We start from the raw sequence: 26,330 nt of genomic DNA on the forward strand, positions 1-26,330 counted from the left end.
AGAAGGAAGACTGTTTATACAGTCAGCTTGTTAGCCATCCCGATCTTATGTTTAATTACGTGGATTTACTTAAAAGGGAAATTCCTACTAATTTTAAAGTAAGGAATCTATCGTTAAAGAAGTTATTGTCTAATCCCACTTATCTAGGGTAAGAAGGCCGAGCACCTTTCTGAAAAGCTTCCCAAGATGCTTTAACTTCCTGTGGGGCAGGATAATTTTTATCATACACCACGATCGCATTCGTTAAATTGCGTCCCGGAGAAATCAAAATCTGTCCATTATGAGCCAAAGCAGTAGAAGCACCCCCATCTAAATTCATCGCTTCATAACATCCCATCGCCTTCATTACTTCTGCTTCCTCTGCCAACGAAAGGCTAGTTAAAAAAGTCACTAAATATAGCTCTTTTCCACTAGCAGGAAACCCAATAGCTGTTCTCGCTCCCACATTGAGAACATGAGGATCGGCAAATCCTTCTAACTTAGGTGCCAGCCAAATTTTACCCTGTTTTAATAGTCGGGGCCCACAAGTAATAGAAAACCAATGCTGGTTCCATTCTGGCTTGCCTTCCGATCGCGTTGTAATCATTTCCGGTTGATTTCCTACACGCAAACCCAAGGTTGTCCCATAATTTTCCCACTGGCTATACTTCAGAAATTTACCCGCTGACACCATATTACCCAACACCCATTTTTGAGAATCTTTGCCAAAAAATGTGCCATTGACAACTACTGCGCCCCGATAGCGCTCGACCATTTTTTCAAAAGCTTCGTCACCCTTAGAACTTTGAGAACTGTTAGCCATTGGTGCATTATTTGCTAGGCCAATAGTAATCAAAGTATCAGGGTCAGTCAAATCTATAGTTGTTTGATATAAAGGAACCCCCACCACGTTTTTTCGGCTCACTTGTATAGGTTGTCCTTTTTTAGCTGGTGCTACTTTTAATTGTGAGGGAGAAACAGTCGGTTGAGAATCGGGGTTTCTACGGATTTTTGGGATAGGAGCAGGAGGTAAGAGTTGAGGGTTTATACTGGCTTTGGGAAGAATGGAAGGGTTAGGCGGTGTTTTATGGTCTTGGCTGGCTTTTAAGGATGTCAGCCACGCGAGCATTTTTTGCATCAGTTGAATTGCGATATTAAGAGACTTTGAACGGTTTTCTGCAACTGATAAAAATATAGTTAATTGTCGGGCTGCGACTATTCCAATCACAAATAAAAATGTGCGGCGCAGTATTTTATTTTTGCCCTTTTGTTGGCTTGGAGGTGACATATAAAAAAATTTTAATTGCTAATTGTTACTTTTTCCAATTCAAGGGCCAACTTTCTGTCTGGGACAATGGTTATTAGGGATGCGATCGCTAGCAGTTACTTCTGCACCCGCAGGAAAATTAGCCACTAATTCTACTTCACCCCGAGCATTAGTTTGCCAGCCTACGGCTTCTACAAGGGATGGAATTTCTGGGACAGTAGTGACTGGGAGAGTCTTTGACGGTTCGTTGTGGGACTCAGGAGACTCTACGGCATAGTTTTGTAAATCCTGCCAGACAGTTTGACCTGGGAGGGTAGCAGTAGGTTCTTCTGGTAAGCCGCCTCGACCTGCGATCGTAAAGGTGTTACCTCCATCTGCGGCACATCCTTGAGCGATTTGTGTACTGGGGTCAACGATGTTTTCGGGTAATTGTACTAGACCCGAACTCGGATCGAGGTTGGGATTATTAATAGAGATGGTGCCGGAGACTCCGAAACTGGAGGAAGCAGTGATGCCACTGTCAGGGGAAGCGAACAAACCTTGGGTGGTGATGCGGATGTTGCCGCCGTTGCCTTGGAAGGCGTTGGCTGTGACTTTGCTACCTTCGAGAATGGTGAGGGTGTTGGTGTTGGCAGCCAAATTGCCACCGTTGCCGGTACCGGCGGCTTCGGCGGCGATTTGGCTGCCGTTACGGAGAATGGTATCGCCAGAAACTCGTAATTTGATGTTGCCACCGCTACCCGATGCGGTGGAAGCACTGAGTCTACCTTGGTTATTGAGCAGAATTTGTCGGGCGTTGATGTTGAGGTTGCCTGCCAGGCCTGTGCCTTGGTTGGCGACACTGACTCTAGCACCATCGGCAATAGTAAGTCTAGGGGTGTTGATGATGACGTTGCCGGAGTTTCCAGAGGGGCGATCGGGTAGTCCTAAAGCTCGACGAAGGACTTCAGGTACAATCAGAGCAGACGATTCTATGCGAGAAGGAAGTCCGTCTCCCTCTCCTTTGCCACTGACTTGTATAGAATCAGACGCATTGATAATCAAGGTTTCACCTGAACCTTTGGCTCCGGTAGAGGTGCTAATACTCCCGCCATCTCTGACTATCAGTCTAGATGTGTTAATGGTAACTGTACCTGCATTTCCTTCACTAATTGTTGCACTGGTAACAGCAGACACTTGCAAAAGTCTGGGAATAATTCCACTCACCGTGACAGAATCAGAAGCGTTGATGGTTATATTTCCCCCCTTACCAGTATTCACCGTAGCAGTGCTGATCACACCTCCATCCAAAACTGTTATCTGTTGAGCCAAAATTGCAAGATTGCCTGCATTTCCCGCACCCACAGTTGTAGTACCCAGAAAGCTGAAAAGATTTGGGTTCCTATTAGAAAAACCACTTACATTTACCGCATCAGAAGCACTGACAGACACATCCCCACTAGAGGCAGTTCCAAATGTTCTGGAGCCTATACCTCCACCGTCCGATGCCAGCAATGTTCTTGTAGCAATAGCGATCTTGCCACCCGCTCCATCTTTGAGAGTTTCATTAATCAACAGGCTGGGAAATGTTACCTGTGAGTTCGTGCCCGTCACTTGTAATAACTCAGTTGCATTTACAATCAGGTCTCCGGCTGGCTCTGAGCCTTGATTTTGAATTAAGCCAATAGAACCATCGCTGAGCCTTACTTCTCGTCCTACCATCTGGATAGAACCTCTCCCCAAGCCACTGGCATCGATCGCAGCTTGACCAGATAAATTAATATCCCGAAAACTTTCTACCCCTTGATAGCCTAACTTCCAACCTACATCAGTAGGTGTCAAACTCACTACAGCACTACTGATGCTCCCTAAAGCTATCTGTCCTTCTGCTGCTTTCAACACACCACCGCTTAGATTCACATCACCGCCTACTAAAGCTAAGGTGTTTCCAGATTTCACCTGCAAACCCCGATCGCTTTGTTGACTGCGATTAATTTGATTATTACGGATATTTTGGACTGTAAACCTATGTCCTACTCCTTCCACTCGAATTGCACCCGGATTTGCCCCCACCTGCAACCCTACTGGCACGTTCACCGTCAGCAACGGCGGTGCTTGAGGGTTAGTAGCACTGAAGGAGTTACCATCAGAGAATTGAATACTGTTTCCTGTAGAGCCAATAAAAGAGCCACCAATGTTTAACCGTGCATTCGGGCCAAAAATGATGCCACTGGGATTGATGAAAAATAAGTTAGCAGTTCCATTAGCTCGAATTAAGCCGTCAATATTAGAAATTTTTCCTCCTGTAACCCGACTGAAAATATTTTGAATATTACTAGCATTATTAAAAAAAGCTTCTGAACCAGTGGGGAGTGAAAACTCACTGAAACTATGGAAAAGATTGCTACCGGCTGACGTACCACCATTGATAGTTAAACTATTACCATTAGGAGCAATTGTAGAATTATTAGGAAGTGTGTTATCGGGGATAATTTGTGCTGTAACTCGACCGGAAAGTAAAGAGAAAGGTACAGCTAGTAGAAGAGCATGGTATAATTTTGTGTAGAAATATTTCGTATTCTCTGAATAGAAACATTTACGAATCTGACTTCGTGACATATCAAAAAGGTTAAGAGATTTGTGCTAAATTAGTTTAGTATAGCATAAGCATATCGCCTGCGTACAGATAGTAGCAGGCAATACGGCGACCTTAAAGTGCTATACAATTAACACTTAACCAATTCTGAGGGCTGCATCTCCTGGTGGTAAACTATCTGGAAGAGAGACATTAGTGCCATCAATAGCAAAAACTGAACTCTGGACAATTCCCGATGCAACATTTTGCACAATTCCCAAAGTAGAACCTGAAAATTGAATTAAAGTATCACTACCAGATTGAGTAAATGTCAGTCTTGATAAATTGCCCGTTACACCAATGCGATCGCCTTCTCCCGGATTGAAATCCAAAATTCTATCTGTTGTTGTATCCAGAGTTAAACCCTCACCTAATATCAGGACAAAGGTATCAGCACCACCTCCACCAGTGAGAGTATCGTTGCCTAAATCGCCGATGAGAATATCATTACCATCACCACCTGTTAAAACATCATTGCCTCTTCCTCCTCGGAGAAAATCATCTCCGGCACCGCCATCTAAACTATCATTGGCTTGATTACCACTGAGAATATCATTGCCAACACCCCCAGAGAGCGAATCATCATCTTTTCCTCCTCGGAGATAATCATCGCCACCTTCACCGCTGAGAGTATCGTTGCCTTGATTCCCGTTAATAACATCGCTAACACTTGACCCAGTTACTCTATCATTACCCGCACCAGCTTGAATACCGCTAGTATTTTGTTGAGAGTCTTGCACTGTGAGTTGAACAGTATCAGTTCCCTCAGATAATGTTGAGAATCTCAAAGGCAAATTTGCGAGATTGACTTTATTGATGAAATTATTCAACAAAGTATTATCTCTAATCACAGTTGAAACTCGACTGGGGATAATTCCTTGAACTACTTTAGCAGTAGAAATGCGATCGCCCTGCTGAATTTGATCGACTATATCTAACCCTTGCCTCACAGTTCCAAATACTGCATAATCGCCGTTCAAAGATGGCAAGTCTGCTAAAGCAAAATAAAACTGCGAAGAAGCAGAATCGAGAGCTGTAGCACGTGCCATTGCTATGACACCGCGAGTATGTGATAATTGTGGCTGTTGTGTAATTGTCTGATTGTAAACAGGTTGTGCGGCCCCTTGCGGCTTAATTTCTAAGGGAATTGTACGCACTTCGTTAGTATCTGGGTCAACAAAACCACCGGTTCCTAATTGACTTGCAGGAATGCTGGTATTTCGACTTTGGGGATCGCCCCCTTGAACCACAAAAGGATCGGGTTCGCGGATCACTCGGTGAAACATTACCCCTTCGTAAATACCGCGCTCAACTAGGTCAACAAAGTTACCTGCTGTAATGGGTGCGTCTGTCCCGTTGACTTCGATGGCAATCGGTTGGTTCTTGACCATCATTACTACGATCGCATTGCCTGATAATGGCTGTACTTCTGCCATTTGTTAATTTCTCCTTTGATTGATAAGTGTTTTAGGGGTTAAAAGCAATGCTTTTGTTTCCTCTTTGGTTTATTTAAACATTGCCTTTACTTATTTAATCAGATAACTGTAAACTTATTTTAAGTAGAGTTGTCCTTCGCAATTTATGACCTCCAGACGCAATTTTCTGAGCATTTTTTTTGCCATTTGTCTAGTCTTCCTTAGCTTAAATTTTGTTCCCCCTGCCCTTGCTCTCGGCGGCAAGCTGCCCGCAGTGAATCAACCTGCACCTGAGTTCACTTTGCCTACCAACAGCGGCAAGGGAAAAATATCTCTCTCTGATTATCGGGGGAAATGGCTAGTTGTCTATTTTTATCCTCAAGATTTTACCTCTGGCTGTACTTTGGAAGCTCGTAGATTTCAGCAAGATTTACCGAAGTATCGGGGTAAGAATACTGAAATTTTGGGTATTAGTGTTGATGATATCGAATCTCATGCTGAATTTTGCGACTCCGAAGGTTTGAAGTTTCCGCTGTTAGCTGATACTGATGGTAAAGTTAGTAAAGCTTACGGTTCTTGGATGAGTTTTATATCGGCACGGCACAGCTTTATTATCGATCCCGATGGTATTTTGCGGGAGACTTTTGTTAAGGTCAATCCGGCAATCCACTCTCAAGAAGTTTTAGCTCGTTTGGATGAATTGCAATCTACTTAATTTGTTAACTGTTAACTGTTAACTGTTAGTTGTTAACTGTTAACTGTTAACTGTTAGCAAATAGTTGAGCTTCACTTCGTTTTACCCAACCTACGGTTATTACTGTTGCCAAATTTTTGAGAATTGGCATGGTAACTAAATCTAGCTTAAATACCCCTTTATTTCTTAGTCCGCGCAGGCGGACTTCGTTTGTGTAGTAGCGATTTCAATCGCCGAATCATCTCTTAACAACTAATAACTAATAACTAATAACTAACAACTAACAACTAACAACTAACTTAAAATTCAAAATTTCCTCTTGCTTGTTGAGTTTGCTCAAGATTTTGTTGTAAAGCTTGCCAATCTTCCTGTTTAATGCTGTTAATTAATTCGTCGAGGTGTTCGCGGTAGGAGTTGAGCGATCGCAATAACTCCTTTTGGTTATACTTAGCCATCATCACTCCTAACTCAGGATTACCACCTCCCACCCGACTTGTATCGCGGAAACCCGAACTCGCCAACTGTTGTGCTAACCTGACAATATCAGGGTCAAATTCACTGGTACAAGCAGTAATTAGACTCGCACTGACCATTACAGGCAGGTGAGAAATCCAAGCAACTGCTCGGTCGTGGTCTTCTGGACGACACCGGTAAATTCGAGCTCGGAGCGATCGCGCAATCTCTTCTACCTTCTCCACTGCTAGCTTAGGCGTAGTCTGGGTAGGAGTAATTACATAAGGTCTGTCTACAAACAAATCTCGCACAGCAGCATCAATGCCACTTTCCGCCGTTCCCGCCATCGGATGTCCCCCGACAAAATTAGGCCAGAGTTCTGAGAGAGCCTGCACCACAGGCGCTTTTACTGAACCCACATCCGTTACAATGGCAGCAGAGGAAAGGTGGGGAACTAACTGTTCTACTGTGGATGCGATCGCACCTATTGGCGTACAAATAAAAATCACATCAGCGGTAGCCATTAAAGACAGACTCATGCTGGCATCATCTACAATTCCTTTAGCGATCGCTTTCTGACAGGTTTGTTCTCGCATCGATACCCCTAAAACTTGAAACCCAAGCGATCGCAAATCCCATGCCATCGACCCCCCAATCAAACCCAGTCCTACAATTCCAATATTCATGGGATATATTTTTAGTGAATATTTCTCCCAGTGCTCTCCCCTCCAGCAGTAGCTATAACGGGAGTCAACCGGGAGGTTTTAAATGAGAGTTGAAGAACTCCTAAAAAGATACGCCGCCGGAGAAAGAGACTTTTCTGAAGCCAATCTCAATGAGGCTAACCTCAGCGGAGTCAACCTCAGCGGCATCAACCTTAGCGGTGCAAATCTGAGTGTAGCCAACCTCAGCGGCGCAAATCTTTGCGGAGCAAACCTCACAGGAGCCAAACTGAATATTGCTCGACTCAGCGGGGCCCACCTCGGCGAAGCCAACTTAACCGACGCTGACCTCAACGTAGCCTACCTAGTTCGCGTTGACCTCAAAGGAGCCATACTGATCAGAGCCAAACTGATCAGAGCCGAACTGATTAGAGCCGAACTCAGCGGTGCAAACCTTAGCGGCGCAAACCTTAGCGGTGCAACTCTTACAGAAGCAACCCTCAGAAAAGCCGATCTTACCCAAGCCAACCTCCGAGGCGCACACCTCAGCGGAGCATCTTTAACAGAAGCTCTGCTCGTAGAAGCCAACTTCCAAGGAGCCGATCTCAGCCGCGCTGACCTCAGCCATGCTGACCTCCGAGGTTCAGAACTCAGACAAGCCAACCTCACCCAAGCCATCCTCAGTGGAGCCGACCTCAGCGGCGTAAATCTCCGCTGGGCAATCCTTAGCGGTTGCAATCTCCGATGGGCCGACCTCAGCGAAGCCAAATTGAGCGGAGCCGACCTCAGCAGAGCGGACTTATGCAATGCCAACTTACTTAACACCAGCCTCGTTCACGCCGACCTATCAAACGCCTATTTAATTAAAGCAGATTGGGTAGGAGCAGACTTGACAGGAGCCACTTTAACAGGAGCAAAACTGCACGCCGTATCGCGACTAGGTATCAAAACAGAAGGCATGACCTGCAAGTGGGTTGACCTCAGTCCCAATGGGGATCACAGCCAAATTTACTGGTTAACAGCCGGAGGAGTAGAGCAATTTTTTCACGAAACCTTACCCACAGTTAGGATTATAATTGACGCGCCTTTAGACCAAGCCGCTCATTTTGCCCTCGCTGCAACTTACTATCAAATTACTAAGCAATATCCCGGTCTAGCTCAACCGCCGAGTATAGAAGTCAGTTCTAGGCGTACAGTTATCGCCTTTAAAATGGACAGCGACGACCAATTATTTGGTACAGCTTACGTGGCGATTATTCCCTTTAATGATGCTGCTATTACCCAGAAAAATCTAATTGCCTTGATGAAAATGATTCAAGCTCACGATGCTGGAAATCTTTCTGTTAAAGAATCTAAGCACGTCCAGCAATTAAGTAAAGCGTTGAATCAAGCTATCAGCAAAGTTGACCAAATTAAAATATCAACTTCTTTTCCTAAGATTGGAGATAGTATTAATTTTTTCCAAATTCCTACACAGATGGTATTAATTAATTCCCGCGATCAGAGGCTTAGTGTTTATCATCATCCCGCCTTTGGAAAGCGATTAATTAAAAAACACAATCCGTCTAATTCTGCGGGAAGTAAGTTAGCTGAAGTCCCTAAAATGGCTATAACTCCTATTAGCGATATGGTTGATTTTATTAAAGGATTTCATAATGCGGATGTGTGAATTGTTAACTGTTAACTGTTAACTGTTAACTGGCTTAGAAGGTACTGCGCTTGGCCTACCATGCTCTTTACTTTTGATGAAAGTGAAATAAGTAAATCCACCTAATTAAACATAAGCTAAGGATAGCTAAAAAGCTGACTGTATAAACCTTCTTCCTTCTCTCCTAGATAACTAAATCCTTCTTCCTTCTACTTAGTTCTTCAACGTCCATATTTTTCGTCCTGAATCTATTGACACTTTAGCTATTATCTATTTTCAGGGGAGGGATTTTATCTGCGGTTAAAGTGACAACCTTTCCATCTTCCCAAATGCTAATAGATTCCCCTAACTTCCGGTGTCTTTCTATAGCCTTAGCGATCGCAGTTTTAACCCCAGCATCAATTTTTTGATGGAGTTCTGTTAGGGGAATTTGCGGTTTATTATCCGACGGTGATTTGATTCCAGATTGAGGGTTCATAAATAATCGCTTCTTGATTGTTACCCGATGCGGCAACTAATTGAGGTTCACTTCCAGTATTATCATAGAGTATCCAAGTATCGCAAAGAGGTAAATACAAATCTATTAAGTTTTTCCGTCCCCGTTCGTAGCGACGGCGGATAGTATCTTCAGGGATATTATGGCCGCCACTTTCTACCCGCCGCCTTACCCGTGCAATCGCTAATTCTGGACTTTGTAACCAAAAATAAATTAAATTGATTATATAACCTTTGGTTTTACATTCTCTTAAGAATCTGGCAAAGTTGCGAGCAGCTAGAGTAGTTTCAAAAGCAAAATCAGCCTCAGCTTTGACTAAGGTTTGTAGTCTTTCTAACATTAATCTTCCCGCTTGAATAGCCACAGATTCAGAGTTAAAGGGAGAAAGACCCGCCGCTATTTCGTCAGCATTGACATATTCAATAACTTCTAGGAAATAGGGTAGTATTTCCCTGGCAGCCGTAGTTTTCCCAGAACCGTTTGCACCACCAATTATGTACAAATGAGGCATTATTCAATGGAAATTATAGATTAATTTACTTTACAAACTAATTATAACTATATCGATATAATTTTAGCTTTTCAATATCTTTAAATTTTTAATTTTTAATTTTTAATTTTTAACTTTTAATTTTCTTCTGCTCCACATCGGTTAAAATAACGATCGGACAGAAATGAGGGATCGGTTGTTCCACCGTTTTTGGAATTATTGCGATCGGGGTGTCAGTCTCAATCTATTTTTGTGCATTTATGCGATCGCTCATGCCTATTCTGGTCAAAAACTTGGCACGATCGAGCATTGTTCTACCTAATTAATCAGGAAAAGAGAAAGGTATGGATGCTGAAGAGCTCCTAAAAAAATATGCCGCAGGAGAAAGAGACTTTACAGCCATCCTCTTGTGCGAGGCGAACCTCAGCAGAGTCAACCTCAGCGGCGCGAATTTCAGCGAAGCGATTTTGAGCCTCACCAACATGAGCGGAGCCAACCTCAGCGACGTTAACTTTAGGAAAGCCAAGCTCAACGTCGCCAGACTCAGCGGAGCCAACCTCAGCAGAGCCAATCTCAGCGGTGCTATCCTCAATGTGGCCAACTTAATTCGAGCCGACCTTAACTCCGCCGACCTCAGCGAAGCGACACTGATTAGAGCAGAGCTCATTCGAGCCGACATGAGCAACGCCTCCTTAAGCGGTGCGAACCTCAGTGAAGCAGACTTAAGAGAAGGCACCCTCAGACAAGCCAATCTAGAGCAAGCCGACCTCAGTGGCGCTCACCTCAGAGGCTCATCCCTAGTTTCTGCCAACTTAGAACGAGCTAACTTGCACAGAGCCGACCTGAACCGTGCCGACCTCCGAGGAGTCAATCTCAGCAACGCCGAACTCAGACAAGCCAACCTCTCTCAAGCCAACCTTAGCGGCGCAGATTTGAGAGGCGCTAACCTCAGATGGGCCGACTTAAATGGAGCCGACTTAACTGGCGCTGACTTAGACGAAGCGAGATTGAGCGGAGCCAACTTATACGGAGCCAATTTGAGCAGTGCCAATCTCTTAAATGCGATTCTAGTTCACGCAGATTTAACCCAAGCTAATTTAATTCGAGCAGATTGGGTAGGAGCAGACTTAACAGGGGCGGCTTTAACGGGAGCAAAACTTTATGGCGTATCCAGATTTGGCCTAAAAGCTGACGACATTACCTGCGATTGGGTTGACCTAAGTCCTAATGGCGATCGCAGCCAAGTCCAACGATTCACCCCCGAAGAATCCCACAAATTTTTTAATGCCACACCGCCTACCGTTCAGATTATCATTGATAGACCCTTAGAACCCGATGCTAACTTTGCCCTAGCCGCTACTTACCGTCAAATCGCGCAGCAATACGCAGGTTTGAGCCATCCACCGAGTATAGAAGTAAACCCCCGCCGAACGATTTTATCGTTTAGTATAGAAAATGACGAACAATTATTTTCTACTGGTTACGTTGGCATACTTCCCTTTAACGATGCAGCCTCCACTCAGAAAAATATCATTACAATACTCAGGATGCTGCAACCCCAAAATAGCAACAACCTGGGAGTCAGAGTCTCAAATCGGGTAGCGCAATTGAGCGTATCCCTAACTCAAACCATTAGAAAAATGGGAGAACTCAAAATTCAGCCAATTCTCCAAGAAAATGAAGCAGTATCCAGCTTTTTTAAAGCTCCTACTCAGACGGTACTTACAAATTCTAGCGCTCAGAGTTTGACGATCTACCACCATCCAGATTTTGGCAGGCATTTAATGGTTTTACCTGGTTTGAGCAAGAACTCTACTACCCCTTCAATTAAAGCTCAAAAGTTTACGATGCCTCCGATTAACATGGTAGTTGATTTTATCAAAAGTTTCCATCAGTTTAATGAGTAGTTAGCTTTGAGATTGCCCTACTTAGCAATTGATAGCAAAAATTAGAATTAACAAGGGAAAGCGAATGCAAGCGAAACAATGGTTTCAGCAATTCAACAACGTTATCAACGTCTTGCCAGTTGTAAAAAATTCCCATCTAAAATTAGTAAATACAGCGTAAAAGGTAGACATAATGGAAGCTGAGGAACTCCTGAAAAGATACGAACTTGTCAAGAAATATACAGAAGGAGAAAGAAATTTTACCGGAATCAACCTCAATGAAGCTAATTTGAGCCGAATCAACCTCAGCCAAGCAAATTTGAGTGAAGCCAGTTTATTTGTCACTAATCTTAGCGGCGCAAACTTGAACGAAGTTAATCTCAGTAACGCCAATCTTAATGTTGCGAGACTCAGCAGTTCCCATCTCGTGCGAGCAATCTTACAAGGAGCTACCCTCAACGTCGCCAACTTAGTCCGAGCCGACTTAAGCGAAGCACAATTAATGGGAGCAGCACTGATTAGAGGAGAGTTAATACGAGCCGAACTAAGTAAAGCTAACTTTAGCAAAGCTAACCTCACAGGAGCCGATTTAAGAGAGGCAAAACTCACAGAAGTTAACTTCAGCGAAGCAAACCTCAGCGGCGCAAATCTTAGAGGAGCATCAGGAACAGCAGCTAACTTTGAATTAGCAAACTTGCATGGAGCTGACCTCTCTAAGGCTGATTTAAATGGGGCCGATTTTAGTGGTACAGACCTCAGACAAGCAAACTTATGTCAGGTAAATTTAAGCGGAGCAAATTTGAGCGGAGCTAATCTCCGCTGGGCCGATCTTAGTGGAGCAAATCTGCGCGGAGCCGATCTCAATGAAGCAAAATTAAGCGGGGCAAATCTCTACGGAGCTAATCTTAGCAATGCTAATTTAACTAATGCTAGTTTGGTTCACGCTGATTTAACTTTAGCGAATTTGAACGGCGCGGATTGGGTTGGTGCTGACTTGTCAGGATCGACTTTAAGCGGGGCGAAACTTTACGATGTCCCCCGGTTTGGTATTAAAGCAGAAGAAGTTACTTGCGAGTGGGTCGATCTTAGTTCTAACGGAGATAACAGTCAGGTTTACCGTTTTGGATCGCCAGAAGAATCAAAAAAGTTTTTTACCCACAAGCCACCTACGGTTAAAATTATTGTCGATGCCGCTTTAGAACACGAGGCTAATCGCGTTTTAGCAGGTCTTTATCAGGAAATAGCTGAGCATTATGCCGTGCTCTCCCGTCCTCCGAGTATTGAAGTTGGCTACCGCAAAACTACTCTAACGTTTATAATAGATAGCGATGAGCATTTATTGCCAGTTGGTTGCATTGCAATTCTGCCGTTTTATGATGCTGTCTTAACTCAAAAGAATGTGATTTTCTTAGCAAGAAATCTGCAATTACAAAATATAGATAAAAAACGGATAGTACAGTTATGTACGGCAATGAATGAAGGGATTAATAAAGTAAGCGAGTTGAAAAAAATTATGCCAGCCCTGAATGGCGAATCAAAGATTAAATTTTTTCAATCTCCTACTCAGACTATTTTGAAAAATTCTAGCGAACAAACTTTGACAGTGCAGTTCAACCAAAATTTTGGTAAAAGATTTCTCACGGCTCATGCTAATAAATACACTTTGCCCAGCGGTAATAAATTTAGTGATTTTATAGAGAGTTTTTATTATCTTAATTAATTAAGAAAGAACTTCGATCGCTGATGTAACGCCGCCCTCTGGACGGTAAGGATACCTTGGGACTAATGTTAGTAAATTTTTAATTTTTAATTTTATGAATGAGGTAGAAGTCCATAATTCGCTCTTATATTTCCTGCGATCGCACTCCGAGCCTCGCTGGCCGCATCATTTGACAATGGGACGGCTAGTAGCGCGAGCATTGCGACTGGGGCGCAGCGCTCTGATCCAGACAGGCTTCTCCCCAAGCGATCGCTATCAGCGGTATCGAGTCAGCTATTTGATGCCCCTGTTGATGTGGCCAAAACCTGCTGTTTTGGTAGCATCCGCATCCCTACAACAACACTTGTTGAAGGTGGAAATTCCCCGCTTACAACAATGGCTTCAAACCAAGAAGCCAATTCATACCTACCCCTGTCCTCCAGATTTTGAAGGGCTACTCTTGATAGAACCCAAATCTTGGCTAGAAGACCGTTTAAGAGCCGAGAAGCGATTGCCAAACGGTATCCCGACAGTGATTGACGGTGCTGACGACTTAGAAGCGTGGACTCGCGATCGCTTGACGGTTTGTCTGGAACCGGGAGACTGGAATCAATTAATGCAGCAATACCCTCATCAATCTGAACTGATTCGGGATACGCGGGTGCAGCTCACACGGGCCCTATTCCAACACCCAGTTAACCCTTACAAGTGCTGTTTGCTGGAAGTCGCAGAGCAAGATATCGTAAACCGTCTCTATCAGGAGATTTGGGGAGCAGAGGGGCAGGGGAGCGGGGGAGCAGGGGGGCAGGGGGGCAGAGGAGATGGGGGAGATGAGGGAGATGGGGAAGATGGGGAAGATGGGGAAGATGGGGAAGATGGGGGAGATAGGGGAGATGGGGAAGATGGGGAAGTTATGTGGAAGATGGGGAAGATGGGGAGAGGGGAAGATGGAAATAGAATTAGGGAGTTTGGTGGAACTCATAATGTCTTAACTAACTTGGGGGTGGCTATATATAAAGTTTTGTAAGAAATATCCGATTTGAGGTAAAAATCGCATTTTCACTCTGACACACAGATTGATGTCAGTTAAGTAAATCCACCTAATAAACATAAGATAAGGATGGCTAAAAAGCTGACTTTATAAATATTCTTCCTTCTTCCTTCTACTTACTCAGCACTCATGGTCGCGATCGCTTGTGCAAACCAATTAGCCGCACTAATATTAGTCCCTTGATTTAAACGCTCTAAAGTTTCTTCTAGCAAAGCAATTGGTAAGCCCGATAAAGCTACAGATTCTTGTATTTGTTCGTAAATTCCACTTGACTGTAAACGGAAGGCGAAGACTCGTTTTCCCTTAACATCAATTGCCCAATATTCAGGGATACCTAAATCCGCATAAAGTTTCTTTTTTTCATCTAAATCTGTGGCTAGAGTAGTATCTCCAACTTCCCCTACTAAATCGGGAACTCGCCATTGATTCAAATTAATTAATCGCGGTTCTCCTTCTTGCCATTGGGGCACACCTTCACCAATGTATAAAACTAAATCTGGTGAGGCGGCTTGCGTGTTTGGCTTTTCGATTAAACAGCCTCCCAGAGAGCTAGCTGTTTGTACTACTTGGCGACTAAACCAGATAAAAAATAGCATCGTGAATAGGTTATTGATGCTAGCATGATTAATTCCTTCGCCACTCATATCATCAACAAAAAGGTAGTTACCATTAAAAAACAGTCTGACTCTCTCAAGGGTAGGATCGTCGCGATATACCAAGTAATCCTCCCAAGTGGCGGGTATCCATTTGGGTAACTTGTTAGCGATCGCGCCTTGGCGGACTTGGGAAATTAAAGTAGTCATAATAGTTTAAGTTTACAGCGAAGTGTTAATGTTATTTTAACTTTTTTGTCATGCAGTTGACATCTCTAAAATTATAGGGCAGGATATAGGTAATGTAAAAAGTTGCCTTCAACTTTTTTACAAAAGACTGCGGCTGCTGAACCTAAGTCTTTTAACTCTTCAAAAATCATCGCTTCATGGAGGTTGCTCTGCAACTTGCCAGAAACTACTTATGCAGCAGCCAAAAAATCTCAATCGGCTCCTGCGGGCTTTAGCTCGTGAGGGTTTGGATGTCAGTTACAACAACAAAGTTTACTCAATTTGTCTCAATAGTTCCCTAAAATTTGACGGGGACGATCGCGCTGCTAAAACAGCAGAAATTTTGCTCCCAGAGGGTTTCCCAGTGGAAGCAAAAGCGTTTAAACAATTGGCGAATTTAGCTCAAGTTAGCCATCCCAAAGGTGGTTGTGTTTGCTGCGCGATCGCGACTCCAGATTTTCATCCAGGTGATGCAGGAGTTGCGATCGGTTCTGTTGTGGAAACACAAGGAATTATCGTTCCTGCTGCTGTCGGTTCAGACATCAACTGCGGGATGCGGTTGCACGTTGCTGACTTGACGATCGATCGCTTCCTCGCCCAGCGCGATCGCTTCGTGGAATTGATGAAAGGCGACTATTTTTTTGGTACTCGCGATGTGGCGATGACAGCCAAAACCGCTCGTTCTATGTTCCAATACGGCATTCCCGGATGGCTGGATGGTATGCTGGACAAGGCAACTGGCAGTGCGATCGATTCCGACTGGACGCAGTTAGCCAAGGAGTGCGATCGCGTCTACTTAGGCGGTTCCATGAATGGGGATGTAAAATGGGCCCCCGCCGAACTCGTACCCAGCAGTGGAATCGTGCGCGACGGCGGACTTGCAACCATTGGCGGTGGTAATCATTTTGTGGAAATTCAGGTAGTTGAGGAAGTTGTAGACAAGGCTTATGCTTACAATTGGGGAGTGCGATCGGGTCAACTCGCCTTTATGATTCACTCAGGATCGCGCAATGTCGGCAAATACATCGGCGGAATGTGGCGCGATCGCGCACAGGAAGCGTGGCCAAAGCACCTCAAAACCCCCGAATCTCGGCTTTTCCCCCTTTCAGCCCACGACACCCCCAACCTCGTTGCAGACTACCTACAAGCACAAGCAACCGCCGCTAACTATGGTTTTCTCAACCGCCTGCTGTTAGCAGAATTGCTACGTTTGCGCCTGCGACAAGTTTATGGCGATATCGAGGCCCCTTTAGTCTACGATTTGCCGCACAATATCACCTTAGTTGAAGGTGCCGGTTGGGTAACGCGCAAAGGCGCTTGTCCCGCACATTCTGGACAGCCTGCGATCGTCCCCGGTTCGATGGGTGCGCCGTCTTACCTGCTGGTTGGCCTGGGAAACCCCCAATTTCTCAATTCAGCATCTCACGGTGCAGGTAGAGCGCGATCGCGCTTCGATCTCACCCGCCAAGGGGCCGACAAAACAGAAGAAAAATTGGGTTTAACTGGGGTGGATTGCATTACTTTACGCCAGGAGCGTAGAATTGAAGAAGCCCCAGCCGCTTACAAACCAATTCAACCAGCGATCGACGCTCAAGTTGAAGCTAAAATGGTTGACATCGTGGCTATAATGCAACCAGTGTTGACATTTAAAGCGTAATTAAAGACGCTCTAGGTACGTCAAAATCAAAGTAGTTGTTGACTCTTAATCTACCCGTTAGGCGATCGGGGAAGAAAGTCCCCGCTTAATAGCGAAAGTAGGTTAAAATTCAGCTCTTGTACCATTCGCAAAAACCTGTAGGGGCGGGTTCGCCAACAGCTTTAACGGTACTGCAAAGGCTAAAAAACCCGCCCCCACACAGCGATTGAGTCCTTTACTGACAATAGTATAAAATCTAAGTTTTAACCGACTTTCGCTATTAACCAGGGAATAAATTCCCTGGCGGGTGATAAAAAGTAGTACAAAATCTGAAATTTACCCACTTACCTCAATCCTAAATTGTCACCCAATCTACCTAAATCTAAACCTCCTCTCAATCGCCTGCTGAAATATGGACGACGTTATCGCGTGCAAATTTGGCTGGCAAGTATTTGCTCAATTTTAAATAAAATCTTCGACTTAGCACCCCCGGCTTTAATCGGTGCAGCAGTTGACGTAGTAGTAAAAAAAGAAAATTCATTCATAGCTCAATGGGGCGTACAGGATGTCTTTTCCCAACTGTTAATACTTACTCTCCTCAGTTTCATTGTTTGGGGATTAGAATCTGTTTTTGAATATGCCTATGATTGGTTATGGCGAAATTTGGCTCAGAACATTGAACATGACTTACGCATCAATGCCTATACTCACCTCCAAGAATTAGAATTAGCTTATTTTGAAGAGCGAAGTTTGGGCGGATTGATGTCCATACTTAACGATGATATCAATCAATTGGAGCGCTTTTTAGATAGTGGCGCAAATGACTTACTCCAACTTGTGACCACCGTAATCATTATCGGTGGTGCTTTCTTTCTGGCCTCTCCCAATGTAGCTTGGTTCGCTATGTTACCGATGCCATTTATTATCTGGGGTTCGATTGCTTTTCAGGGATATCTTGCTCCCCGTTATGCCGATGTGCGGGAAAAAGTAGGTTTACTTAACGGCCAATTAGCAAATAATTTAAGCGGGATTACAACCATTAAAAGTTTTACCGCCGAAGAGTATGAAATTAAGCGGATTGAGAAAGAAAGCGAAGCTTATCGGCAAAGTAACCGTCGCGCAATTGTGCTTTCTGCTGCTTTTATTCCCATAATTCGAGTAATTATTTTGTTGGGTTTTACAGCGACTTTGCTAGTTGGTGGCATGGAAACAGTCGCGGGTAGAATGTCCGTCGGTACTTATAGCGTATTGGTATTTTTAACACAGCGCTTGCTTTGGCCTTTGACGCGGTTGGGGGACACTCTCGATCAGTATCAACGGGCGATGGCCTCTACAAATCGAGTGATGAATTTACTGGATACTCCGACTACGATCCCTACGGGAGATCTCCGCTTGCCAATTAGTTCTGTCAGAGGAGAGTTAGAATTTGAAAATGTCACCTTTGCTTATCATCAAAGACAGCCAGTAATTAGGTATTTTTCTCTTAAGATTCCCGCAGGTAAAACTATTGCGATTGTGGGTTCGACTGGTTCGGGAAAAAGTACACTCGTGAAATTATTATTAAGGTTTTACGAGATACAATCAGGTAAGATTACGCTGGATGGAATAGAATTAAATAAACTGAATTTGAAGGATTTACGACGGGCGATTGGGTTAGTGAGTCAGGATGTATTTCTATTTCACGGTACGGTAGCAGAAAATATCGCCTATGGCACTTTTGACGCAACGCCTAAACAAATCGCGTTAGCGGCTAAAATTGCGGAAGCGGAGGAATTTATTAAGGAATTGCCGCAAGGTTATGAGACAATTGTAGGGGAGCGAGGTCAAAAATTGTCGGGGGGACAGAGGCAGCGGATTGCGATCGCGCGGGCAGTTTTGAAGAATCCGCCTATTTTGATCCTTGATGAAGCGACATCGGCCGTAGATAATGAAACTGAGGCAGCAATTCAGCGATCCCTGGAACGGATTACGAAAAATCGGACAACGATCGCGATCGCACATCGTCTTTCTACCGTCCGCAATGCTGACTGTATCTATGTAATGGAACAAGGAAGGCTGGTAGAATGGGGAAGGCACGAACAACTGCTGGAACAAAATGCAGTTTATGCCGCACTTTGGCGCGTCCAATCTGGTTTAAAATCAAATATTGTAGGGGAGTAAGTAGGCGAATATATGTATTCTTTAGTCATGGCGAAAATATATTAAAGTCGTTGTCAAAGCAGTGAAATAATCCCAAATTCTTGAGATTGCTTCGCTTAGCTCACCATGACAGAGTTGTAGTCATAATGATATACTGATGTTTGCAAGGAGATAGTTAAGTTTAATTATATCCGCCTACTTATTATTTCCTAATTGACAATAAACAAGAGGATAAAATGTTATTATTTGGTGTCCCTCAGCAGGATCGAGACGAAAACAACTGGCGACGGAAATTAGATAAATTCATTAAAGCTAATCAGCAAGAAATAGCTGCTTTAGCTTGGGGGCTATTGTTAGAACGTGGTAAAGAAAGCGATCAAACTCTGGGAATTGATATTGAACCAACACCGCATTTCGTCTATTGTAGCAGAGAAGCGATAGAAACGCTGAACCGGAATGTGAAGGATCATATTCAGGAGATTTTGGGAGTTTTAGATGCTCACGATCCTGAAAAAGAAGTGGTGATTATTAGCATTGGTGAAGGTCAAGTTAAAATGATCCAATTTGAACCGGAACTCCCACTCGCTAGTTGTTTTGAGCAAGTTGCAACGGACGTAGATACATTGCTAGAGCGCCTAGAAAAGCGAATGAAGGAGTGTATATAGCTTGTTAACGGTTAACTGTTAACGGTTAACTGTTAGCAATTAGTGATAATAGTAGGTTGGGTGTAACGAAGTGAAACCCAACATCAGGATTGTAGCAATACTTTTCAGAATTAGTATAACCAGGAGTTAAAATAACCCGCAGGCGGCGACTCATCCCTTAAAACTTGAGCTTTGTCTAAATTAGGGACAATTTCCGACAATTCTTTACCTGCTTCGATCTCAACAGCTCTATCTACTAAAGAAAAGGAAAACTGATGATAATCTTGTAGATAGTTGACTCTTGCCATAATTTCATTTTTATCAATCGCACTGCTATTAGTAGCAATAATAATACTATTAACTTGATTCCAAAGACATATATATATTTGTGCAAATACACTTTGGATAGTCTTTACTTTTTCAGCATAGAACTCATCCCTTTGCAGCAGATTAACTGCAATAACTCCATCTCTTGACAAGTGTTGTTCGCAAAGTTGATAAAATTCCTTTGTTCCTAATCCCTGCGGCATATAACCGCTGCCCAAAAATACATCAGTCATAATTATATCATACTGAATATCTTGATTTTTTTGCTCAAGATACTCTCTTCCATCTTGAATTACCAATTGAAGTTTATCATTAAATTGTACTCCGAAAAACTTTTCCGCAACCGCAGGCGCAGTTGGCTCAATATCAGCACATTCAATCGCAGCATCAGGGAAATAATGATGTAAAACTAGGGGAATCCTCCCACCGCCAAAGCCAGCAATATAAATTTTCTGCGGTTCAGGTTTCCAGACTAAACTTAACAGCATTGCTTGAGTGTAAGCGGAGACTAAATCTAGGGGATTATTTAAGTTAAACACCGATTGCACTAAATCCGTGTTTAAATTAATCTTTTCTACTAAAGCTAATCTCACCTGAGATTTATCTTTTCTAACTATCACAAAGTGAACTCCTGAAGGTTCGCAATAAAGGATTCCATCTGCTTGTGTTTGTAGCCAAGCGAGTCGCTGCTGAATTGCTTTTAAATTGGCAGATTGCCAATTTATTTTGCGATCGGATATCATAATCTTAGCTAACCTTTAATGGGATTGCAGTTTCTTCTATGCTACCAATTCTATACTTAATACGGCATAGCACGTCTAGATAGTTCTTACAAAGTTGTAGGGTAGTATCTCCGTGCCTACTCCTGACAGCGATAGCTACGCTTCACGCAGAGTATTGCCCCTACAAAATTACACAATTGATTTAGACGTGCTATTTTATGGAAAAGCGATCGCGAAAGGTGAGTCAGATGGTTATCGCAATTTCTAAGGCTGAATTGAATAAAGGTAGAGCTTTGCTGTCAAATGTGACGTGGGAGACTCTGGAAAAGTTGGATGTAGATTTGGCTGAAACAGGCGCACGTTTAACTTATTTGGATGGGTGTTTACAAATTATGGCTCCTTTATCTGAGGAACATGAAGAACCTAAAAAAACTTTAGGTCAGCTTGTAGAGATTTATATGCGGATGAAAAACATTCGTTTTTATGGGCGTGGTAGTACGACGATTGGGATGAAGGAATTGGGGGCGCGGAAAGAACCAGACGAGTCTTATTGTTTGGGTACGCGAAAGTCAGTTCCAGATTTGGCGATTGAGGTGACAGTGACAAGTGGTGGAATTGATACGCTGGAAATTTATCGTCGAGTGGGAGTGCAGGAGGTTTGGTTTTGGGAGGATGGTGTGATTTCGGTTTATTGTTTGCGTTCAACTGGGTATGAATTGGTGAGTAAGAGTGAATTGTTGCCGGAGCTGGATTTAAGATTAATCGAGTTTTATTCGCGGATGGCGGATCAATATGATGCGGTGAATGCTTTTATGCAATTGTTGAGGTAGAAATTGACGATCGCGCTCAAATTACGATCTATATTTTAGACTGAATGTATGCTTTGAATACAGGATTAATGAGAAACATCGATCGCGCTTCTACTTGCACTTTTTCAACTAAGCTGCGTCTGGTTAAAGATTGGATGACTTGCCACAATTCAGCTTTCGATAACCCACTATCAGCATTTTACAACCATTTATGAAAAACTCCGCTTGGCAGGTATTATTGTGTCTGTTTTCACTAACTTAGAAAAGTTAACAGCCCAGCATATCGAAATATTTAAGCGTTATCCACCTTATATGATTGAGGTTAGCATTTACGGTCACGATGAAGATAGTTACGAAAAAGTAACTGGACGGCGATCTTTTAAACAGGTACTCGAAAACATAGAGATTCTTCGCGAGTGTGGCTTTAATCTTCTTTGTAAAACACCGATCACTACTCTGACACATAGTTCTATTGATTGGATATATAACTGGTGTAAAAGTAATAATTTGGAATATTTTGTATGTCCAAATATTAGCAATGGTCTTGACGGTGAAGAAGCGCAATCGCACTCTTTAACAACCTTAACCCTACTTCATGGGATAAAAAGCCGACTTACACCCATATAAGTATTAATATCAATCACAATTTCAACCAGACGAATCGCACAACGCTCCCGATATTCAAAGTCATTCAACAAGCGATCGGCATCGCTAATAGTAATCACGGGGAGTGATGTAGAAGTTATTTCCTCGCGCATCACTTGTTCCAGAGAGTTATCACCCTTCATACTCCGATTGGCGGTCAATAGAATCATCTGGTTTGATTGAGCTAACCGCCAAACAACCCGATCGTCACTATTGATTGGTAGGCTCACTTCGTCAAAGGTGATAAATCGAATGAGAACCCAATCTAGCCAGCCACTACTTAAAATACTACCTGAGAGAAGTACGGCGTGTCCTCTCAAATTATGATCGACTAAAAAATTCATGGCTGAGACTTAAATTTGGCTTTTGCTGCTTGAAGTTTTGCTCGAATAGCTTCTTGACCAGGTTTGGGTGGTTGCGCCGCAATTCTCGCAATCAAATCGCGATTTTTTTCTTCATAATACAGCCGCAGTTCCTCCGCTTCTCTAAGCACCTGTTGATACTCAGCTTCAACATCAGCACGATTGGCCTCAATATAAGCTAAAGCCGCGTTAATTTGTGCCTCTGTCAGATCAAATAATCCCCTAATAAACTTCGGCGGATATTGAGCCGTCACATAGTCCATGATGTCGTAGATAGTGATGCGCGTACCCGCGATTGTCAGTCCTCTTTCTGTGCGGATGATAGCTGTTTGTTCGTTAGAGATGGTTGTCATACCTATAGCCTCCTAGAAGTTATTTCTATATTACTAGCTAATTAATCGCAATTCACAGAAGCGCGATCGCACTCGCAATTATAATCAAAATCCTCCTGACTCACGATCGCAAAATATCATCCACAAGAACCGTACCACCATCACAGAAGTCTATACTGAGATGATAATCTTCAAGTAGCGCAGTCCCGATGAGCGGACGACGACCCATTCCTAGCACTGCAACATCTTTTTCTACACCATTCCACAAAATAGTTGCCAAATAAACATTAGTTGCCACATTAGAATTATCAGCTAACTTTGCATTAATTTGTCCAAGATAAGGCAACGCAAGTTTAGCAATCGCAGTCGATGGCAAAGTCAAGAAACCTTCAAAACCTGTATCAACAACACACTCAATTTCTATATTTGAATTTTCTGGCAGACGCAAAGTTAAACTAATTCTAGCTTGTCGCCCAACTACATTTCCTTGTATCATTCTGCCGTTCTGACCAATGTACCACCAACAGCGTAAACCGCATCAAAACCAATCCGTTCCGCCCAAATTATTGCATTAGCCTGTTTAGCCTGTAATTTGCCACTCGTTACTACCAAGTCTTCACCAATTTCATATTCACCCGTCTCCACATTAATTGAAATAATCTTGCCAATATTCTCCGGTGTTTCTACTTGAGCGCGGATAACATTTTCATAAAGTTCTTTACCCCGTTTATCAAACACTTGTTCGACCGGAATGCCAGTAACTTCGCCGCTATCCATTTCGCGATCGCGTCTTTCAACTTCCTCACTCCAGCTAGATGCAACTTCTGGATCGATTTCACTACTTTGTCCCAAGTGTTTTAGGAGCCGCGAGAGCAATATTGCTTGAGCATCTCTTGGCAATGCCATCAATTCAGCTTCCAGATTTTCAATTGTCATAGTATTTAAGGAGTTTACGATTCATTAATTGTATCATATTAAGGAAGATTCAGGGTAAGACTATAGCGTTTCTCAGAGTTGTGAGGTACAATAACAACAATGAGTAAACCAATTACGAATATCTTTTTGAGTAACTTGTAACATGGCATCTGTAATTGCATCAATTAAGTCTAAATAATTTCTAGTTTTGAGTTTTCTTAATATCGATTTCACTTTTGACCAAAAATTTTCAATTGGGGAAAATTCAGGAGAATAAGGAGATAAATAAATTAAGGTTGCTCCAGCATCTTCGATAAAATTTTTCACCATTTCTCCTAAATGAATTTTAGCATTATCCATAACTACACAAGCACCTTTCCAAAGTTTAGGTACCAACTTTGTCAGGATAAAGGCTTCAAATGTTACTCCATCTACTGCACCATAAATATTACTTGAAGCCACTACTTCTTTGAAAGATAAAGCCGATAGCAAAGAAATATTTCTCCCCCTTTTTGTGGTTTTTCTCCCCTCGCTCTTTGACCTTTTAATGCTCTTCCATATAGTCGTACCATTGCTAGATTAACTCCTGATTCATCCAGAAAAATCAGGTCTTCAGCCATTACATCCCTGATTTTATCCCAAAATTCAACTCTGGCTTTTTGCACTCGCTCGCTGGTTTTCTCAGCCGCATAGAGCGTTTTTTTTTGAAACTATAATTGAGTCGATTGCTGATTCTTCCCATGGTCGCTCTACTTACCTTTATTCCAGTTTTTTCCTCAAGCAGTTCAGTTAATTCTTGTAAAGTTGCATCATTATGCTCTTCAATGATTTTTACTAAAGTCACTAATTGTTCACTATTTAATTTTGTGGGTGGACTTCCCCCTTGAGTAAGAGGACTAATATCTCCGGTTTGTTCAGCTCTTTTTAGTAGTTTTTGAACAAAGCTCTTGGCTACTTTAAAACGTTCTGCTAGTTTTCTTATTGAGATGTTTTCTTGTTCTCTGACTTCTATTATTTTTTGCCTAAAATCTATTGAATAGGGTTGCATTGACAATTTTTCCTCTAATTAGTTTTACTTTACTAAGTGTACCTCACGACTCTGAGAAACGCTATAAGTAAAATTCAGTCTTCTAATACCTCTTCCAATTAAGACTTACATCACGTCCTTAAAAATAGCTTTAATCTGCTAAAAACCATCACAATCAAAGCCAAAATCAAAGTATAAGCAAATCCCCTCAAAAACCCCTTAATTGGGTCTGTAGAACTCATCTCTACAATCACAGGTTCCCATTTACTTAAAACCAGAACTGGCCAGATAAGATTAGCAAAACCCGCATATCCAATCATCGGATTAACACCATTATCGATAAATAGTTGTAACCAAGCTTTCTTTTTAAAGAAATCTACTAAAATAGTCAAAGCAATCAACATAAAAATTGCCAACCCCGTTGTCACAAAAAAGTAACTCAAGGTTGCTGAATCTTTCTTAATCCCTGCTTGATAAGGCTCCAGTAATAATCCTAAAGCCAACCAGTAAAATCCCCAACCATAAAGTTTACGTAGTAAGTTTTCCGTAGTATTACCCGGATTTTTTACTAAAATCCATCCTAATAAACAAAGCACAAACGTTAATAATGTAGTTTGCCATAGCCATCTAGCTTGCAATCCTATTAATAGAATTAAATTGAGAACAAACATTAAAATCATTATAATAAAGTAGCGCCAGCTATTCCATCTAGCTTGACCTTCATCTTCCGGCGACGAATATTCTATCCATCTGCAAAGTAAATCGCCCACAATAGTACCCGGAATTACAATAAATAAATACTTTAAATAATCAAATTGAAAAATCCAAGGTACAGGCGATGATGACCAAATCAATTTAATCCAACCTTCAGAACCAGAAGACAATCGCATCGCCAACAAAAAAGCTAACAATCCCACTCGTAACCACACATTTGAGCGAGTAAATAACCAAATTAGAGAACCAAAAACAGCCATATTTGTCAACACAACCAAGATAATATCGCTGCGTTCCAGAGAAAAGCCATTTCCGTTTGGATAAGTGATATTAGATACGAATATAAACCCTAAAGTCCAAGCACTAAGTGTTATTCCTGTTCGCAGCCAGGAAAACCAAGATTTTGGTAAACGGACAAACATTAAAAACAGGATTAAAAATCCCTGTAAAGCTAGCCACCATTTTTGCGAACTTGCCTCATTAGGATTGATGACAGTTGGTCGAATATGTTGAAGAAATATTGCAAACGAGCCTAATAAAAATCCTCTTTGGAGGATAGATAAAATCACTTTTTTTGTATCCCATCCTTTGGCAATGCGGCGAGATAAAGCCAGCGGTATAGCGGCCCCCATTGCGAATAAAAAGAATGGAAAAACTAGATCTACCCATGTTAATCCAGCTAGTTTAGGATTGAAGAGATGACTAGGCGGTGGCTCTTGGGCGTGGTACATCCAAGCAGGTAATGTTTTGCGAGCAATTGTGCCTGATAAAACCATTGCTAAAACCGCAATTCCCCTGAGTGCATCTAGTGCATCAGCGCGTTTATTAACAGCAGGAGTAGACATATCTTGAGGATTTACCATGTCTTTAGTATTCATAAAAT

24 protein-coding genes and 2 pseudogenes are annotated in these 26,330 nt (G+C 42.6%); 12 read left to right on the plus strand and 14 right to left on the minus strand.

Going from position 1 to position 26,330, the window contains the following annotated elements:
* Window positions 1-139 precede the first annotated feature (139 nt).
* From OSCI_RS16960 to OSCI_RS16970, 3 genes are all read right to left on the minus strand, one after another.
* On the minus strand, window positions 140-1,267 hold the full coding sequence (locus tag OSCI_RS16960; RefSeq protein ID WP_007356272.1) for a phosphodiester glycosidase family protein: 1,128 nt from the start codon (window positions 1,265-1,267) through the stop codon (window positions 140-142).
* A 39-nt stretch (window positions 1,268-1,306) separates the two neighbouring features.
* On the minus strand, window positions 1,307-3,844 hold the full coding sequence (locus tag OSCI_RS16965; RefSeq protein ID WP_007356273.1) for a filamentous hemagglutinin N-terminal domain-containing protein: 2,538 nt from the start codon (window positions 3,842-3,844) through the stop codon (window positions 1,307-1,309).
* 114 nt (window positions 3,845-3,958) lie between these two features.
* Complete coding sequence (locus OSCI_RS16970; protein ID WP_007356274.1) at window positions 3,959-5,296, minus strand: peptidylprolyl isomerase; 1,338 nt, start codon at window positions 5,294-5,296, stop codon at window positions 3,959-3,961.
* A gap of 145 nt (window positions 5,297-5,441) precedes the next feature.
* Between OSCI_RS16970 and OSCI_RS16975 the strand changes: the two genes are divergently transcribed.
* On the plus strand, window positions 5,442-5,990 hold the full coding sequence (locus tag OSCI_RS16975; protein ID WP_007356275.1) for a peroxiredoxin: 549 nt from the start codon (window positions 5,442-5,444) through the stop codon (window positions 5,988-5,990).
* Window positions 5,991-6,268: 278 nt separating this feature from the next.
* Here the strand turns inward: OSCI_RS16975 and OSCI_RS16980 are convergent.
* Window positions 6,269-7,132: pseudogene (locus OSCI_RS16980) on the minus strand (prephenate/arogenate dehydrogenase); the annotation flags it as partial.
* A 58-nt stretch (window positions 7,133-7,190) separates the two neighbouring features.
* On the opposite strand from OSCI_RS16980, the gene OSCI_RS16985 reads away from it, so the two are divergent.
* On the plus strand, window positions 7,191-8,753 hold the full coding sequence (locus tag OSCI_RS16985) for a pentapeptide repeat-containing protein (protein WP_007356277.1): 1,563 nt from the start codon (window positions 7,191-7,193) through the stop codon (window positions 8,751-8,753).
* 238 nt (window positions 8,754-8,991) lie between these two features.
* Here the strand turns inward: OSCI_RS16985 and OSCI_RS16990 are convergent, their stop codons facing one another.
* Window positions 8,992-9,210, minus strand: coding sequence for a hypothetical protein (locus OSCI_RS16990; RefSeq protein ID WP_007356278.1), 219 nt, complete (start codon window positions 9,208-9,210; stop codon window positions 8,992-8,994).
* On the minus strand, window positions 9,173-9,739 hold the full coding sequence (locus OSCI_RS16995; RefSeq protein WP_007356279.1) for a zeta toxin family protein: 567 nt from the start codon (window positions 9,737-9,739) through the stop codon (window positions 9,173-9,175). The genes OSCI_RS16990 and OSCI_RS16995 overlap by 38 nt, the downstream gene beginning before the upstream one ends.
* A gap of 163 nt (window positions 9,740-9,902) precedes the next feature.
* On the opposite strand from OSCI_RS16995, the gene OSCI_RS30080 reads away from it, so the two are divergent.
* The 4 genes from OSCI_RS30080 (at window position 9,903) to OSCI_RS29110 (ending at window position 14,330) form a co-directional block, all read left to right on the plus strand.
* Window positions 9,903-10,040: a hypothetical protein gene (locus OSCI_RS30080; RefSeq protein ID WP_007356280.1), complete on the plus strand. Its 138-nt coding sequence runs from the start codon at window positions 9,903-9,905 to the stop codon at window positions 10,038-10,040.
* Between the two features lie 22 nt (window positions 10,041-10,062).
* A complete protein-coding gene (locus OSCI_RS17000) occupies window positions 10,063-11,625 on the plus strand; it encodes a pentapeptide repeat-containing protein (RefSeq protein ID WP_007356281.1) in 1,563 nt (520 codons plus the stop codon).
* A 172-nt stretch (window positions 11,626-11,797) separates the two neighbouring features.
* Window positions 11,798-13,324, plus strand: a complete 1,527-nt coding sequence (locus OSCI_RS17005; RefSeq protein WP_007356282.1) for a pentapeptide repeat-containing protein — start codon at window positions 11,798-11,800, stop codon at window positions 13,322-13,324.
* A gap of 94 nt (window positions 13,325-13,418) precedes the next feature.
* On the plus strand, window positions 13,419-14,330 hold the full coding sequence (locus tag OSCI_RS29110) for a hypothetical protein (protein ID WP_007356283.1): 912 nt from the start codon (window positions 13,419-13,421) through the stop codon (window positions 14,328-14,330).
* Window positions 14,331-14,470: 140 nt separating this feature from the next.
* On the opposite strand, the gene OSCI_RS17015 is transcribed toward OSCI_RS29110, so the two are convergent.
* Complete coding sequence (locus OSCI_RS17015; RefSeq protein WP_007356284.1) at window positions 14,471-15,157, minus strand: Uma2 family endonuclease; 687 nt, start codon at window positions 15,155-15,157, stop codon at window positions 14,471-14,473.
* A 211-nt stretch (window positions 15,158-15,368) separates the two neighbouring features.
* On the opposite strand from OSCI_RS17015, the gene OSCI_RS17020 reads away from it, so the two are divergent.
* The 3 genes from OSCI_RS17020 (at window position 15,369) to OSCI_RS17030 (ending at window position 19,615) form a co-directional block, all read left to right on the plus strand.
* A complete protein-coding gene (locus OSCI_RS17020; protein ID WP_007356286.1) occupies window positions 15,369-16,832 on the plus strand; it encodes an RtcB family protein in 1,464 nt (487 codons plus the stop codon).
* A gap of 339 nt (window positions 16,833-17,171) precedes the next feature.
* The gene (locus OSCI_RS17025) at window positions 17,172-18,971 is read left to right on the plus strand and encodes an ABC transporter ATP-binding protein (RefSeq protein WP_026103628.1); all 1,800 of its coding nucleotides are present in this window, start codon (window positions 17,172-17,174) and stop codon (window positions 18,969-18,971) included.
* Window positions 18,972-19,186: 215 nt separating this feature from the next.
* A complete protein-coding gene (locus OSCI_RS17030) occupies window positions 19,187-19,615 on the plus strand; it encodes a beta-carboxysome assembly chaperone CcmS (RefSeq protein ID WP_007356288.1) in 429 nt (142 codons plus the stop codon).
* Between the two features lie 110 nt (window positions 19,616-19,725).
* Here OSCI_RS17030 and OSCI_RS17035 read toward each other — a convergent pair whose 3' ends face one another.
* A complete protein-coding gene (locus tag OSCI_RS17035) occupies window positions 19,726-20,664 on the minus strand; it encodes a fused MFS/spermidine synthase (protein WP_007356289.1) in 939 nt (312 codons plus the stop codon).
* A gap of 112 nt (window positions 20,665-20,776) precedes the next feature.
* On the opposite strand from OSCI_RS17035, the gene OSCI_RS32040 reads away from it, so the two are divergent.
* From OSCI_RS32040 to OSCI_RS32455, 3 genes are all read left to right on the plus strand, one after another.
* Window positions 20,777-20,911 carry a hypothetical protein gene (locus tag OSCI_RS32040; protein ID WP_007356290.1) on the plus strand — a complete coding sequence of 45 codons (135 nt, stop codon included), beginning with the start codon at window positions 20,777-20,779 and terminating at the stop codon, window positions 20,909-20,911.
* Complete coding sequence (locus OSCI_RS17040) at window positions 20,892-21,473, plus strand: Uma2 family endonuclease (RefSeq protein WP_019486878.1); 582 nt, start codon at window positions 20,892-20,894, stop codon at window positions 21,471-21,473. Before OSCI_RS32040 ends, OSCI_RS17040 begins: the two co-directional genes overlap by 20 nt.
* A gap of 219 nt (window positions 21,474-21,692) precedes the next feature.
* Complete coding sequence (locus OSCI_RS32455; RefSeq protein ID WP_407635871.1) at window positions 21,693-22,079, plus strand: radical SAM protein; 387 nt, start codon at window positions 21,693-21,695, stop codon at window positions 22,077-22,079.
* Here the strand turns inward: OSCI_RS32455 and OSCI_RS17045 are convergent.
* The 6 genes and pseudogenes from OSCI_RS17045 to OSCI_RS17080 all read right to left on the minus strand — a co-directional run bounded on the left by OSCI_RS17045 (window position 22,046) and on the right by OSCI_RS17080 (window position 26,325).
* Window positions 22,046-22,441 (minus strand): hypothetical protein, encoded by a 396-nt coding sequence (locus tag OSCI_RS17045; protein WP_007356293.1) that lies wholly within the window; start codon window positions 22,439-22,441, stop codon window positions 22,046-22,048. The two genes, OSCI_RS32455 and OSCI_RS17045, sit on opposite strands and share 34 nt — an antisense overlap.
* The gene (locus tag OSCI_RS17050; RefSeq protein ID WP_007356294.1) at window positions 22,438-22,812 is read right to left on the minus strand and encodes a DUF433 domain-containing protein; all 375 of its coding nucleotides are present in this window, start codon (window positions 22,810-22,812) and stop codon (window positions 22,438-22,440) included. Before OSCI_RS17050 ends, OSCI_RS17045 begins: the two co-directional genes overlap by 4 nt.
* A gap of 100 nt (window positions 22,813-22,912) precedes the next feature.
* Complete coding sequence (locus OSCI_RS17055) at window positions 22,913-23,287, minus strand: clan AA aspartic protease (protein ID WP_007356295.1); 375 nt, start codon at window positions 23,285-23,287, stop codon at window positions 22,913-22,915.
* Window positions 23,284-23,727 (minus strand): addiction module protein, encoded by a 444-nt coding sequence (locus OSCI_RS17060; RefSeq protein WP_007356296.1) that lies wholly within the window; start codon window positions 23,725-23,727, stop codon window positions 23,284-23,286. Before OSCI_RS17060 ends, OSCI_RS17055 begins: the two co-directional genes overlap by 4 nt.
* A 72-nt stretch (window positions 23,728-23,799) precedes the next feature.
* A pseudogene (locus OSCI_RS29115) lies at window positions 23,800-24,754 on the minus strand (IS630 family transposase).
* Between the two features lie 110 nt (window positions 24,755-24,864).
* Window positions 24,865-26,325 (minus strand): DUF5009 domain-containing protein, encoded by a 1,461-nt coding sequence (locus OSCI_RS17080; RefSeq protein WP_007356300.1) that lies wholly within the window; start codon window positions 26,323-26,325, stop codon window positions 24,865-24,867.
* Between the last annotated feature and the right edge of the window lie 5 nt (window positions 26,326-26,330).

This window comes from Kamptonema sp. PCC 6506 (assembly GCF_000180455.1).
Classification (GTDB): domain Bacteria; phylum Cyanobacteriota; class Cyanobacteriia; order Cyanobacteriales; family Microcoleaceae; genus Kamptonema; species Kamptonema formosum.